Genomic DNA, 14,636 nt, shown 5'->3' with positions numbered 1-14,636 from the left:
GTTGGTAACGAGAGTAAAGAGCAGTTCTCTTATTTACCGATGCAGAAACTGCCGAAAATCTCGCCCAATAAATCATCGGCGCTGAATTCACCGGTGATTTCGCCCAATGCCTGTTGGGCGTCGCGCAGATCTTCCGCTAACAGCTCGCCTGCGCCGTAGCCATCAAGCTGAGTGCGGCCTGTATCAAGGGCTGCCATAGCACGATCTAAGGCATCTAAATGCCGTCGGCGGGCAGAGAAGCGACCCTCGGTGGTGGCGGCAAAGCCCATGACATCTTTTAAATGTGCTTTTAAGTTATCCACACCCTCGCCCGTTTTAGCGGATAAACGTACGGTGAGCGGCGTTGTGGATAAATCTAATCCAGGCGGTTCAGCACTGGTATCAATCTTATTGCGTACTAACGTCAAGCGCTTCTGATCGGGCAGGCGAGCGACAAACTCGGGCCAGATGGCCATGGGGTCGGTCGAGGCGGTCGTGCTGGCATCCACTAACAGCAGTACGCGATCAGCTTTCTCTATCTCGGCCCAGGCGCGTGCTACACCGATCTTCTCAACAGCATCGGGTGTATCGCGCAGTCCGGCGGTGTCGATGATATGCAGCGGCATACCGTCAATATGGATATGCTCACGGAGTACGTCCCGGGTCGTGCCTGCGATATCCGTCACAATGGCGGTATCTTGTTCGGTCAGCGCATTCAGCAGGCTCGACTTACCCGCATTGGGCCGCCCGGCAATGACTACGCTCATGCCTTCGCGTAACAGTGCGCCTTGGCCTGCTGCCTGGCGCACGTCGATTAACGTTTGCTGAACATTGTTCAAGTGCTCAGCCACATGGCCGTCGGCAAGAAAGTCGATCTCCTCTTCAGGGAAATCAATCGCCGCTTCAACGTAAACACGTAGCTCGATCAGCCGCTGCACCAACGCTGACACGCGCTTCGAAAACTCCCCCTGGAGCGAGCGCACGGCATTTTCGGCCGCTGAACGGGAAGTGGCATCGATCAGATCGGCGATAGCTTCTGCCTGGGCCAGATCAAGTTTGTCGTTGAGAAAAGCCCGTTCAGAAAACTCGCCAGGGCGCGCTAGACGTGCGCCGAGAGCCACACAGCGCTCCAACAGCATATCCATAATAATGGGGCCGCCGTGGCCCTGTAATTCCAGGACGTCCTCACCGGTAAACGAATGGGGCCCATTGAAGAACAGGGCGAGGCCTTCATCAATAATGCTGTCAGCGCCCTGGAAGGGGCCGTAGTGGGCGTAACGCGGTGAGGGGCAGTGACCGAGCATGGCCTCGGCGATAGCGCGGCAGGCAGGCCCTGAGACGCGAATGATACCAACACCACCGCGTCCAGGAGGGGTAGCCAATGCGGTAATCGTATCCTGAGTATAAAGTCGTTCAACCATGGCGAGCCTCTTTAATGGATGCGTACAGTGTGAGTTTGTCGTCTTTAAAACGCCAGACCCCCGCACTGGGCGGGGGTCTGAAGGCTTCAAATACCACGGCAGGCTATTTGGTCTTCATGCCTTTGCCGATGGTCGGGTCATTCTCGATTTTGCGCGTAATGTAGTACTGCTGCGCCACCGAAATGATGTTGTTGACCACCCAGTAGATGACCAGACCCGCCGGGAACCACAGGAAGAAGAAGGTAAAGATGATGGGGAGCATCTTCATGATCTTCGCCTGCATCGGATCCGGGGGCGTCGGGTTCAACATTTGCTGAACAAACATCGAAATACCCATCAAGATCGGCAGAATGAAGTACGGATCTTTCACCGATAGATCCTGAATCCAGAAGATAAAAGGTGCGTGTCGCAGTTCGACCGATTCCAGCAACATCCAGTAAAGCGCGATGAAGACCGGCATCTGAATCACAATAGGTAGACAGCCCCCCAGCGGATTGATCTTCTCCTTCTGGTAGAACTTCATCATCTCTTGCGACATCTTCTGACGATCGTCGCCATACATCTCTTTCAGGCGCTGCATTTCAGGGCCAAGCTTACGCATACGGCCCATGGATTTGTACGCTTTGGCGGAAAGCGGGAACAGTACGGTCTTAACCAGTACCGTTAGCAATACAATCGACCAGCCCCAGTTACCGACGATGTCGTGGATCTTATCCAGCAACCAGAAGAGGGGGTTGGCGATAAACCATAGCCAGCCGTAATCCACAGTTAAGCGAAGGTTAGGTGCCACCTGCTCTAGGTAGTCCTGAATCTTCGGCCCCATATAAAGGGTAGCACCTAACGTGGCTTCGCCTTCTGCAGCAATACTGCTAGTCGGGCCAGCAAAGGCTACGACGTTACGATTACTTGAGTCGGTGGTAACGTAGTAAAGGTTTAGCTGATCCTGTGGAGGTGCCCATGCCGATACAAAGTAGTGCTGAATGATCGCAATCCATCCGCCCAGGGCTTCGCGATTTTCAAAGTTACTGGCTTGAATATCCTCGAAGTCGATCTTTTCGTAGCGTGCATCCGGCGTTGAGTAGGCAGCCCCCAGATAGGAGTTCATACCCATTGAAACGCCGCTTGAAGGATCCGGGCTATTATCGCGTGCTAACTGGCCAATAAAGCGCGCACTGACCGGTGCATCGGTGTTATTGGCTAGGTAGTAATTGACGTTGACCGCATAACTGCCGCGCTCAAACGTGAGGCGCTTAATCACCTCGACGCCGTTAACGTCGGCGGTCAGATCGACGCTCAGTTCTTCATCGTTATCGCCTAACCGATAGTCGGTATTTTCGGGCGTGAACGCGATGCGGCTTGCCTGGCCATCAAGCTGAAGGCCTGAACGGGCCACGTAGCTACGGCTGCTGTTATCCGACAACAACACGTAGTTCCGCTCTGAGTCGAGGGAAAGTTTGTGTTGCGGTAAAGCGGCATAAACAATATCGCCACCGTGTGGATCAATGCGTACATCAAGAACATCGGTCGTTACGGCAATGAAATCACGGCTAGACGTTTCGCTTTCAGTATCGCCAGGAATACCTTCACCAACCGCATTTGGCTGCGATGTGGTACTCGGAACGGCTAAGCCGCCCTCGCCATCGTCAACATTGCTGGATGGTACTGAATTGCTAGATGGTGCTGAATTACTGCGTTGAGTCGTTTCAGGCACTGAATCGTAATTCGGCTGCCCGTAATCCTGATTCCACTGGACGACTAGCAAGTACGCCAGTACGGCTAGTGGAATCAGTAATAAAAGTCGTTTTACGTCCATGAGGGTTCTGCCCGCTGGGTGGTGAACATGCTAATGGCGCAGTGTCATTTACTCGACCCTTGACACACGAAAGCCTGCCAGGCGGCAGGCCGAGGTCGAGCGGCGAGGTGTGCACCAAAGGTCACGTGTCACGCTCTGGCGTTGGTGCTGCGATCACCGCCTGTGCGTCACGCTGAAGTCGCTTCCACATGCCGTGTAACTGGCGATGCAAGGTGTCGTTGTCGATATCCTGAACGCCGCGTCGGGCAAGCACCACGATATCCACAGAGGGTAAGTGATCTTGACGAAGACGGACAGATTCTCGAACGAGACGCTTGAAACGGTTGCGATCTACGGCGCGTTTGACATTTTTTTTGCTGACTACCAGTCCAAGGCGGGGGTATCCCCGAGTACTCAAGCGAACTAACGCCATCATACCTTTGCCATGCACTTTCAGGTCGGCTTGCTCAAACACGTGACTGAAATCCCCAGCATTTAGTAACCGTAATTGCCGGGGAAAGCCTTGCTGCGGCACACGCAATCCGAGATCAGGCGCTCAGACGCTTGCGGCCCTTGGCACGGCGACGTGCGAGGACGGCGCGACCGTTTTTGGTTGCCATACGAGCACGGAAGCCATGCGCGCGCTTGCGCTTGAGAACGCTAGGTTGAAAAGTGCGTTTCATAACTCGTTATTCCCACGTGGTTTAGGACGGAAAGTGAATTCCAAAAAGCCCGGTCCAGTGAGGAACTAGCCGGGGAGATTCAATTCAAGACCGGAAATTGTAGAGACTTCCTTTGCTGGGTGCAATTTTTCCTTGCATAAAAAGCGTTGTGGCGTCATTGCGGCCATGCTGGCAGCGATGGATATAGCAAACAACACTCTCGCTATTATTACTAATAGGTAGTTCTAAACCTGTTGTTATTAATAGTGGGGATACTATTTGTGGATAAGTTGTTTTAATTATTATTTATCAATAGCCTATAATCATAAAAAATCTGTGTGTAAGTTCCGTATAAACAGTCTACAAGATGTTAACTAGATGTGTTTAACCCAAACGTAAGTCGCTTTCTTGTTAATTATCCCCGTTCCTCCACACGGTTTTCCCGTAGGCTCACTGCAAGTTGTCCACAGGGCAATATTCAAGCTTAAACCCGTGTGGATAACCGAAGCTTTGGGCGCTACAATGGTCGGCCGTTTTCAACCGATGGTGAGATGAGTGTCACTGACGCTTTGGCAACAGTGCCTGGACAACCTGCAGGATGAGCTGAATTCACAGCAGTTCAATACCTGGATACGCCCGCTGCAGGCAGAAGAAGGAGAGTCCAACGAGCTGCGCTTATTGGCGCCGAATCGCTTTGTGCGCGATTGGGTGAGCGATAAGTATGCCAAGCGTATTAGTGAACTAATGCGTGAGCTCGCGCCAGCCAAGCCGCCGAAAGTGAGTTTGACGGTAGGTAGCCGCCGCCCGGCAACGCAAGCTCCTCAGCATCGCGACTTAGGCAACCCCGTATCGGCTTCTCCATCGCGTCCTTCGGCACCGGCTGTTCATACGCCTCCGCGCGGCGATATTGCCGATGAGCGTGAAATAGACAGGCTGCGTGATGAAGCTCCCAGTCGGCGTAACAATGAGCGTCAGGTACAGGTAGAGGGCAGCCTGAAACATGGCAGTGGGCTAAATCCTAATTTTACTTTCGATACGTTTGTTGAAGGTAAATCGAACCAACTGGCTCGCGCTGCCTCACGCCAGGTGTCTGAAAACCCCGGCGGCGCCTATAACCCGCTGTTTTTATATGGCGGCGTGGGCCTTGGTAAAACTCACTTGATGCACGCCGTGGGTAATGCACTGGCAACGCGGCGCGAAAATGCCCGCGTGGTTTATCTGCACTCAGAGCGTTTTGTCGCCGATATGGTCAAGGCGTTACAGCTCAATGCGATTAACGACTTTAAGCGCTTTTATCGCAGTGTTGATGCATTACTTATTGATGATATTCAGTTTTTCGCCGGCAAAGAGCGTTCCCAGGAAGAGTTTTTTCATACCTTCAACGCACTGTTGGAAGGTGGCCAGCAAATGATCCTTACCTCTGATCGCTATCCGAAAGAGATCAGTGGGGTAGAGGAGCGCCTTAAATCACGCTTTGGTTGGGGGCTCACGGTCGCGATTGAACCGCCGGAACTTGAAACCCGCGTAGCCATCTTGATGAAAAAGGCCGACCAAGCTAAGGTCGATTTGCCTCACGATGCAGCTTTCTTTATTGCTCAGAAAATTCGTTCCAACGTGCGCGAATTAGAAGGTGCATTGAAAAAGGTCATCGCTGATTCGCACTTCATGGGCAAAACAATTACCCAAGACTTTATTCGCGAATCGCTGAAGGATTTGTTGGCCCTTCAAGACAAGCAGGTGGGCGTCGATAATATTCAGCGCACGGTCGCGGAGTATTACAAGATCAAGGTAGCGGACTTGCTCTCCAAGCGCCGTTCACGCTCGGTTGCCCGCCCTCGTCAGGTGGCGATGGCGCTTGCCAAGGAGCTAACCAATCATAGTTTGCCCGAGATTGGCGATGCCTTTGGTGGGCGTGACCACACCACGGTGTTACACGCTTGCCGAAAAGTGAAATCATTACAGGAAGAGAGCGCGGATATTCGTGAGGATTACAAGAATCTGCTGCGCCTGTTGACCAGTTAACCACCCTATGGGACGGGCCTGTTACGCGCAGGTCTTTCAGGATATAGAACCGGAGTATTGATGAAATTTTCGATTTCCCGAGAGGCGCTGTTACGTCCGCTGACTCTGGTCGCAGGTGTTGTCGAGCGCCGCCAAACGCTACCTGTACTTTCGAATGTACTGATTCAGGTAGAGGGCGACCAGGTGTCGCTTACCGGTACTGACTTAGAGGTTGAGCTTGTTGGGCGCACGGTGGCCAGCCAGGTTGATCAGGCGGGTGCAGCAACGGTGCCTGCTCGCAAGCTGATGGATATTTGTAAATCACTGCCTGATCAATCCGATATTCAGCTAGCCGTTGAAGAGGGTCGTGCGGTCTTACGCAGTGGCCGTTCACGCTTTACCCTGTCGACGCTTCCGGTAGCCGAGTTCCCCAATATAGAAGATGCGGACGGCAGTCAGGAAATCAGCGTACCTCGCGGTACCTTAAAGCACCTGATTGAAGCCACCTCATTTGCGATGGCGCAGCAAGATGTACGTTATTACCTCAACGGTATGCTGCTGGAAATCCAAAGCAACCTGCTGCGTACGGTCGCGACTGACGGTCACCGCTTGGCGATGTGCTCACGCCCGATTGAAGTGTCTGTTAGTCAGTCACAAAAGCTGATTGTACCCCGCAAGGGTATCCTTGAGCTGTCGCGCTTGCTGGATGACAGTGATGAGCCTGTCAGCTTGACGCTGGGCTCCAGCCATGTACGTGCTCACACGGGCGATTTCACCTTCACCTCTAAGCTCATTGACGGCAAATTCCCTGACTATGAACGCGTAGTGCCGCGCAACGGCGATAAAGTGCTGATTGCAGAACGCGCCGCGCTGCGCCAAGTGCTTTCGCGTACCGCTATTCTCTCTAATGAAAAATACCGTGGCGTCCGGCTATACCTTGAGGAAAACAACCTTAAAGTAATGGCCAACAACCCGGAGCAGGAAGAAGCCGAGGAAAATATCGCTGTTGAGTATAACGGCGGCGCGATGGAGGTCGGTTTTAACGTTGGCTATCTAGTCGATGTGCTGACGGTGCTGAACGAAGAGCGCGTGCAGATTACCCTGGCCGACCCCAATAGCAGTGCACTGCTTGAAGAGCCAGGCGGTGGTGATGCACTCTATGTCGTTATGCCGATGCGCCTGTAAAAGGTCTTTGGATCATAGCATTGCATATGCAAGCTACATTAGCGGCGCTTCTGGTAGCAGAAGCGCCGCTTCCTCATTGGGTGCAATACTCTCTATTTGCGGACTATTTTAAGTGGTGATAATAGGATGAGCCTGACACTGCTTAATTTCCATGGTTTGCGTAACCTCCAGCCAGTCGAAATGACGCCCTCATCACGTATTAACGTTATTAGTGGCGCCAATGGCAGTGGTAAAACCAGCCTTCTCGAAGGCGTGCATATTCTAGGTATGGGGCGTTCGTTCCGTACGCGGCAGTTGAAACACGCCATTCAAGCCGATAAGCCGCATATGACACTGTACGGACGGTTAAGCGGTGAGCCTGAGATTACCCTTGGCGTGCGCCGTTTGCGTGCCCAGAGAGAGCTAGAGCTTCGTCTGAAGGGAGATAAAAACGCCCGCTTGGCAGAGCTAGTCGAAGCGATGCCGTTGCAGCTAATCAACCCTGACGCTTTTCGACTGCTTGAAGGTTCTCCTGCTGGTCGCCGTGAGTTTCTCGATTGGGGAGTGTTTCACGTGAAACATGACTTTTTGGGAATCTGGAAGCGTAACCGGCGTGCGTTGAAACATCGGAATGCACTGCTCAGGCGTGGTAGAATACACCCTCAGGAAATGGTGGTGTGGGAGCAGGAGCTCGCCATTTGGGGTGAACAGATGGATGCGTTGCGCCGTGCGTGGTTCAGTGACTTTTTGCCAGTCTTTGAAGAGACACTTAAAGTGCTACTTCCACTACCTGGGTTGTCGATTCATTACGCGAGGGGCTGGGACAAAGAGCGGTCTCTTTCAGCAGTGTTACACGATAGCCGCCCCACTGATCAACAAATGGGCTTCACGCAGCAAGGCCCGCAGCGCGCAGATTTACGTATCAGAGTAAATAAGCAGCCTGCTATTGAAGTGCTTTCCAGAGGCCAGCAAAAGTTAGTGGTGAGCGCTTTGAAACTCGCCCAAGGGCGGTTTCTGGAAAGAACAGCACAGCGGCACTGTATTTATCTCATCGACGATTTGCCAGCAGAACTTGATGAGCAAAATCGGCATCAGTTTTGTGGATTACTTGAAGACATGCAGTGCCAAGCATTTATTACCAGCGTCGAACCTTCTGCGTTAAGTAGTACCTGGCGGCCTGATACTTTGGTGAAGATGTTTCACGTGAAACATACTGAACAAGGGCTGAGCCAGTTAGTGCTGGCTAGCTAGCGCGAAGGGTAGACGATACGGAACGAGACAGACTTCACGACGGAGTGGTCAATGAGCGAGCAGGCTTACGATTCATCAAGCATTAAGGTGCTCAAGGGGCTGGACGCAGTGCGTAAGCGTCCAGGTATGTATATTGGTGACACCGACGACGGTACCGGTCTGCACCACATGGTCTTCGAGTTGGTGGATAACTCCATCGATGAGGCCTTGGCTGGGCACTGCAGCGAAATTCGCGTTGTCATTCACCCGGATGAGTCAGTCACCGTTAGTGATAACGGCCGCGGCGTACCCACTGAACTTCACGAAGGGGAGGGGGTATCCGCTGCTGAAGTTATCATGACGGTGCTGCACGCAGGCGGCAAATTCGACGATAACTCCTATAAAGTTTCCGGTGGGTTACATGGCGTTGGTGTTTCTGTCGTAAACGCATTGTCTGCCGAGCTGCGCTTGACCATTTGGCGCCAGGGCGAAGTGTTTGAACAGATGTACCATCACGGTGTGCCTCAAGCACCATTGAGCGTTGTAGGCAAAACCGAAAAAAGTGGTACCCGCGTTCATTTCCGCCCCTCTCCAGAAACGTTTGGCAATATCGAGTTCCATTTCGATATTCTTGCCAAGCGGTTGCGTGAACTCTCTTTCTTGAATTCCGGTGTTGCTATCCGATTGCTGGATGAGCGCAGCGGTAAAGAAGAGCTATTCCATTACGAAGGCGGCTTAAAAGCCTTTGTTGATCACCTCAATACCAATAAAAGTGTCATTAACCCGGTATTCCACTTTAACGCTATTCGTGAAGATGGCGTTGAAGTTGAGGTGGCCATGCAGTGGAGCGAAGCCTTCACTGAAAATATTTTCTGTTACACTAATAATATTCCTCAGCGAGACGGTGGCGCGCACTTGGCGGGCTTCCGAGCGGGGCTTACCCGCACGCTCAATAACTATATTGAAGCTGAAAACCTGCTCAAAAAAGCCAAGGTAAATACCACGGGTGACGACGCCCGTGAAGGCTTGACTGCGATTATTTCGGTCAAAGTACCAGATCCTAAATTTTCGTCGCAAACGAAAGATAAGCTAGTCTCCAGCGAAGTTAAGACTGCCGTTGAGCAGGAGATGAGCCGCCTCTTTTCTGAGTATCTGGTTGAAAAGCCTAACGAAGCCAAAGCGATCGTTAATAAGATGCTGGATGCGGCGCGTGCTCGTGAAGCCGCCCGCAAGGCGCGTGACATGACCCGCCGTAAAGGCGCGCTGGATATTGCTGGCTTGCCCGGTAAGCTGGCGGATTGTCAGGAAAAAGATCCAAGCCAGTCTGAACTCTACCTTGTGGAGGGTGATTCGGCAGGTGGCAGTGCCAAGCAGGGCCGTGACCGGCGTACCCAAGCTATTTTGCCGCTCAAGGGTAAAATCCTGAATGTTGAAAAAGCGCGTTTTGATAAAATGCTCTCTTCAGCTGAAGTAGGCACATTGATCACTGCACTTGGCTGTGGCATTGGCCGTGAAGAGTTCAACCCCGATAAGCTGCGTTACCACTCCGTCATTATCATGACCGATGCGGACGTGGATGGCTCGCATATCCGTACGCTGCTGCTGACATTCTTCTTCCGTCAGATGCCGGAACTGATCGAGCGCGGCCATATCTTTATCGCCCAGCCGCCGCTATATAAAATCAAGCGCGGTAAGCAAGAGCTCTACCTGAAAGATGAGCAGGCGATGGTGGACTACTTGACTACCACAGCCCTGGATGGTGCTGGCCTGCACGTTAATGCCAATGCACCAGGCATCTCGGGTTCTCAGTTAGAAACGCTAGTAAACCAGTACCGTAACGTCATGAAACGGATTGATCGCTTGTCACGGGTTTACCCCAATGAAGTGCTCAAGCAGATCATTCATACGTCCGCGCTTAAAGGTGAAGAAAGCCTGAAAGATCGCGTAACCATGCAGAACTGGATTGATGAAATTCAGAAGACCATGGATGACATGGTTGCCTATGAAGGTGGTCCGCGTTATCACTTCCACCTTCAAGAAGATTCTGAACGTGGACTTTTCCTACCTACCGTATCGCTGGTGGCTCACGGTGTGACCACAGAGTACACGTGGGGACTCGACTTCTTTGAAAGCGCTGATTATCGGGGCATCGCTGAGTTGGGCGAAACGCTGGATGGCTTCCTTGAAGAGGGCGCATTTATTGCCCGGGGTGAGCGTCAGAAGCCTGTATCTCACTTCTCCGAAGTGCTGGCATGGCTGATGCAAGAGGGCCAGCGTGGTCTATCGGTGCAGCGTTATAAAGGTCTGGGTGAAATGAATCCGGATCAGCTGTGGGATACGACGATGGATCCTGATAGCCGCCGTATGCTGCGTGTGACGATCGAAGATGCCGTGGGTGCTGACATGATGTTCAACACGCTGATGGGTGATGACGTTGAACCACGTCGCGACTTCATCGAAACTAATGCGCTGGTGGCTAACCTGGACGTATAAGAGACGTTTGCTACTACCGTCATGTGTTTCACGTGAAACATATGACGATCATTAACGAAAAGCGCCGCTAATCTCTCCTAGCGGCGCTTTTTTATTGCAGATCGGTATCTACTGCTTCGTGGTGATCAGCCAGTCCACAAAGTGGGCTAAATCATCGAAAGCATGTGCTTTTTCAAGCCCAATACCCTTGGCTTCTGTTTTTGCTCCTTTTCCAGTTCTAACCAGTACGGTACGACAGCCAACTGCTTCGCCTGCTTGTAAATCTCGCAGGCTGTCTCCTACCATCCAGCTCCCTGCCAAGCTTGCCAGCCCCAACTGCTGCTGAATCTGATGCAGCATTCCAGGCAATGGTTTACGGCATTGACATTTATCGCTAGGCCCATGGGGGCAGTAGGCGATGTGAGCGATGCTTCCGCCTTCCTTTTCCACCAACGCTAACAAGCGATCATGCATGCTCTGGAGCGTTGCTTCATCATAATAGCCACGAGCGATGCCCGACTGATTGGTCGCCACCACTACCGTAAATCCTGCATGACTGAGGCGACCAATGGCGGCAATTGAAGAAGGGTAGGGCACCCATTCATCAAGGGATTTTATATAGGCATCAGAATCATGATTGATGACGCCGTCACGATCCAGGATGACAAGTTTTTCGGCACTCAGCATAGAAATCCTATTGGTACGGTTGTCGGCGATACTTTCTGTCCGCTATTTATATCGACTATCTTACTTCGGACTCGCAACAGTGTTTCACGTGAAACACGTATTACCAGTCAACAAAAAAGCCCAGTCGTCTAAACGGCTGGGCTTGTGAGCGACCAATCAAGCAATGGCTACTGGGGCAGAAGTGAAATATCGGCCACTTCTAAGAATAGCGCTTGAAGGCTAGCGAGTAGGGCCAAGCGGTTGCGCTGAATAGCGGGGTCATCCGTCATCACCATGACCTGGTCAAAGAAAGCATCTACCGGTTCACGCAGGGTGGCAAGAGTATCCAATGCTTGCTGATAGTTGCCTGCAGCAAACAGCGGGGCAACCTGTGTCTGGCTTCCGCTCACCGCATCGAACAACGCTCGTTCGGCATCTTCCTGCAATAAGTTTTGATCGACCTGGGTACTGCCATTGTGCTCTTGCTTAGCCAAGATGTTAGAAACACGCTTGTTAGCGGCTGCCAACGCGGCTGCTTCGTCACGCTGGGCAAAGGCCTTCACGGCCCGCAGGCGGCGAGCGAAGTCGAGAGGATTGGTCACCGGGCGAGCGCGTACCGCAAGGTACATTTCAGCACTGATGCCTTCTTCCTGGCCCCAGGCGCGGAAGCGATCCAGCATATAGGTCAGCACATCCTCAACTAGGCCATCGGCTTTGGGTAGACGTTGGTGCTGCTCAGCGGCTACGGTGAGCAGCTCGCGCAAGTCAAGGTCCAGCTCGCCTTTGATCAGAATGTTGAGCACGCCAATCGATGCACGGCGTAAAGCAAAGGGATCCTTTGCGCCGGTGGGGCGTTGTCCAATACCGAAGATACCTACCAGGGTATCCAGCCTATCAGCCAGGGCTAACGCCTTGCCGGTCGCGCTCTGGGGAATGACATCCATAGCGAATCGCGGCAGGTACTGCTCTTCGAGCGCTTGGGAAACCTCTGCAGGCTCACCATCCTGCTCGGCGTAGTAGCGCCCCATGATGCCCTGTAGTTCGGGGAATTCGAGCACCATTTCGGTCACGAGGTCACATTTGGCAAGCGACACGGCGCGCTGAGCATGCGCGACATCGCCACTGATTTGCTCAGCAATGAAAGAAGCAGTGGCGGTGCCACGACGCGCCTTGTCAGCCAGAGTGCCCAGTTGCTGTTGAAAGACCACGCTTTCCAACTGCGGGATACGCGAGGCCAGTGTATGCTTGCGGTCGGTATCGTAGAAAAACGCTGCGTCGGCGAGGCGAGGGCGAATGACCTTCTCGTTACCGGCAATGACCTGGTCGGGGTCGGCGCTATCGATATTGGCGATGGTGATAAATAGCGGTTTTAGCTTGCCCTGGTCATCTAGTAAATGAAAATATTTTTGGTTGGCCTTCATCGAAGAGATCAGGCACTCGGCAGGCACTTCCAGGAAGCGCTCATCAAAACTGCCGGTCAGTGCTACCGGCCATTCCACCAAGCCGCTGACTTCGACCAGTAGGTCTTCATCAATAACCGCCATGGCTTCTTGCACTTCGGCTTCTGCCAGCACCTGCTCACGTATGCGTTCGCGACGCCGCTCGCGGTCCACCAGCACGTAAGCATTTTCCAGCGTAGCCACGTATTCATCGGCATGGGTCAACTGAATGGCATCAGGGGCGTGGAAGCGATGACCGTAAGTGGTACAGCTTGCCTGTAGGCCTAGCGCCTCAGCAGCCACGACATCGCTACCGTAAAGTGCTACCAGCCAATGAACCGGACGCGAGAACTCAACCCGTGAAGCGCCCCAGCGCATGTTTTTAGGCACCGGGAGGGCGCTGATGGCTTTGCGGATAATCTCGGGCAGCAGCGCTTGAATAGACTCACCCGGCTGCTGCTCGCGGTAGCCAAGCCAAGTGCCTTTATCGGTTTCCAAATGAATCAGCTCATCGACGCTAACCCCGCAGGAGCGGGCGAAGCCTTCTGCAGCTTTCGTGGCAACGCCATCCTTAAAGGCCGCCGCCAGCGCGGGGCCACGGCGCTCAACGTCGCGGTCAGGCTGTTTATCGGCCAGCTCACGCACTTGAACCGCTAAACGACGCGGGGTCGCAAAGGCTGTCACGCTGGCGAAGGGAACGTCGGCTTCTTGCAGGCCTTTCTCAATGCCTGCGGCAAACGCATCGGAAAGCGCATCCAGGGCCGTGGGCGGTAGCTCTTCTGCACCCAGTTCTAGTAAAAGCGTATTAACAGCCATTAGTCGTCTCCCTGATCGGCGAGTAGCTCTTGTAACAGTTCTCGGCGAAGTGTTTCTGGCGCCATAGGGAAACCTTCGGCCTTGCGCGACTCAAAGTAGGCGGTGGCCACATCGCGGGCCATGGTGCGAACGCGTAAAATAAAACGCTGACGCTCGGTCACCGAGATAGCGTGACGGGCGTCCAGCAGATTGAATGTATGCGATGCCTTCAGAACTTGCTCGTAGGCAGGTAGCGGCAGGCTGGCGGCGAGCAATTTGCCACACTCTTTTTCCTGATGGTCAAAGTTAGCAAATAGCTGATCCACATCGGCATGTTCAAAGTTGTAAGTGGACTGCTCGCGTTCGTTTTGCAGATACACATCGCCATAGGTGACCTTGCTACCGTCTGGGGCAATGGCCCAAATCAGGTCATAGACGCTATCGACGTCCTGCAAGTACATGGCAATACGCTCAAGCCCATAGGTCAGTTCGCCGGTAACCGGGTAGCACTCAATGCCACCTGCCTGCTGAAAATAGGTAAACTGGGTGACTTCCATGCCGTTTAACCAGATTTCCCAGCCCAGGCCCCAGGCGCCTAGCGTTGGGGATTCCCAGTTATCTTCGACAAAGCGGATGTCATGGATCAGTGGGTCGAGACCGAGCCGCTTGAGTGAGCCCAGATAAAGATCCTGCAGGTTGCTTGGCGATGGCTTCATCACCACCTGAAACTGGTAGTAGTGCTGAAGGCGGTTAGGGTTCTCACCATAGCGGCCATCAGTAGGGCGCCTTGAAGGCTGCACATAGGCCGCGTTCCAGGTTTCGGGGCCAATCGCCCGCAAGAAGGTGGCGGGGTGGAAGGTGCCCGCGCCGACTTCCATATCGAGCGGCTGAAGGATGACACAGCCTTGTTCTGCCCAGTACTGCTGCAGAGCAAGGATCAGGCCTTGAAAGGTCGACACATCAGGTGTCGATTGGTTTGTCGAAACACTCATCGCGGAAAGCACCGTTGGCCATG

Annotated in this window: 11 protein-coding genes; 4 read left to right on the top strand and 7 right to left on the bottom strand. The window is 53.2% G+C overall.

The genetic code is table 11. The features are described 5' to 3' along the window. Positions 1-29 precede the first annotated feature (29 nt). The 4 genes from mnmE to rpmH all read right to left on the bottom strand — a co-directional run bounded on the left by mnmE (position 30) and on the right by rpmH (position 3,875). Complete coding sequence (gene mnmE, locus CXF87_RS00755) at positions 30-1,400, bottom strand: tRNA uridine-5-carboxymethylaminomethyl(34) synthesis GTPase MnmE (protein ID WP_101145077.1); 1,371 nt, start codon at positions 1,398-1,400, stop codon at positions 30-32. A gap of 103 nt (positions 1,401-1,503) precedes the next feature. Next, positions 1,504-3,213, bottom strand: a complete 1,710-nt coding sequence (gene yidC / locus CXF87_RS00750) for a membrane protein insertase YidC (protein WP_101145076.1) — start codon at positions 3,211-3,213, stop codon at positions 1,504-1,506. A gap of 121 nt (positions 3,214-3,334) precedes the next feature. Next, on the bottom strand, positions 3,335-3,727 hold the full coding sequence (gene rnpA / locus CXF87_RS00745; protein WP_101145075.1) for a ribonuclease P protein component: 393 nt from the start codon (positions 3,725-3,727) through the stop codon (positions 3,335-3,337). 13 nt (positions 3,728-3,740) lie between these two features. After that, a complete protein-coding gene (gene rpmH, locus CXF87_RS00740; protein ID WP_008959105.1) occupies positions 3,741-3,875 on the bottom strand; it encodes a 50S ribosomal protein L34 in 135 nt (44 codons plus the stop codon). A 534-nt stretch (positions 3,876-4,409) separates the two neighbouring features. On the opposite strand from rpmH, the gene dnaA reads away from it, so the two are divergent. The 4 genes from dnaA to gyrB all read left to right on the top strand — a co-directional run bounded on the left by dnaA (position 4,410) and on the right by gyrB (position 10,742). Continuing rightward, positions 4,410-5,876: a chromosomal replication initiator protein DnaA gene (gene dnaA, locus CXF87_RS00735; RefSeq protein WP_008959106.1), complete on the top strand. Its 1,467-nt coding sequence runs from the start codon at positions 4,410-4,412 to the stop codon at positions 5,874-5,876. A gap of 60 nt (positions 5,877-5,936) precedes the next feature. Then, positions 5,937-7,040 carry a DNA polymerase III subunit beta gene (gene dnaN / locus CXF87_RS00730; RefSeq protein ID WP_101145074.1) on the top strand — a complete coding sequence of 368 codons (1,104 nt, stop codon included), beginning with the start codon at positions 5,937-5,939 and terminating at the stop codon, positions 7,038-7,040. 126 nt (positions 7,041-7,166) lie between these two features. Next, entirely contained in the window at positions 7,167-8,270 is a 1,104-nt protein-coding gene (gene recF, locus CXF87_RS00725) for a DNA replication/repair protein RecF (protein WP_101145073.1), read from the top strand. Between the two features lie 51 nt (positions 8,271-8,321). Continuing rightward, positions 8,322-10,742 (top strand): DNA topoisomerase (ATP-hydrolyzing) subunit B, encoded by a 2,421-nt coding sequence (gene gyrB, locus CXF87_RS00720; RefSeq protein ID WP_101145072.1) that lies wholly within the window; start codon positions 8,322-8,324, stop codon positions 10,740-10,742. A 108-nt stretch (positions 10,743-10,850) separates the two neighbouring features. On the opposite strand, the gene gmhB is transcribed toward gyrB, so the two are convergent. The 3 genes from gmhB to glyQ all read right to left on the bottom strand — a co-directional run bounded on the left by gmhB (position 10,851) and on the right by glyQ (position 14,613). After that, on the bottom strand, positions 10,851-11,408 hold the full coding sequence (gmhB, locus tag CXF87_RS00715) for a D-glycero-beta-D-manno-heptose 1,7-bisphosphate 7-phosphatase (protein ID WP_101145071.1): 558 nt from the start codon (positions 11,406-11,408) through the stop codon (positions 10,851-10,853). Between the two features lie 167 nt (positions 11,409-11,575). After that, complete coding sequence (gene glyS / locus CXF87_RS00710; RefSeq protein ID WP_101145070.1) at positions 11,576-13,642, bottom strand: glycine--tRNA ligase subunit beta; 2,067 nt, start codon at positions 13,640-13,642, stop codon at positions 11,576-11,578. After that, the gene (gene glyQ / locus CXF87_RS00705; protein WP_101145069.1) at positions 13,642-14,613 is read right to left on the bottom strand and encodes a glycine--tRNA ligase subunit alpha; all 972 of its coding nucleotides are present in this window, start codon (positions 14,611-14,613) and stop codon (positions 13,642-13,644) included. The genes glyS and glyQ overlap by 1 nt, the downstream gene beginning before the upstream one ends. Positions 14,614-14,636: the final 23 nt, after the last annotated feature.

Origin of the sequence: Halomonas sp. MES3-P3E, assembly GCF_002836035.1 — a bacterium.
Lineage (GTDB): Bacteria > Pseudomonadota > Gammaproteobacteria > Pseudomonadales > Halomonadaceae > Vreelandella > Vreelandella arctica.
This window is presented reverse-complemented; position numbering and strand designations above follow the sequence as displayed.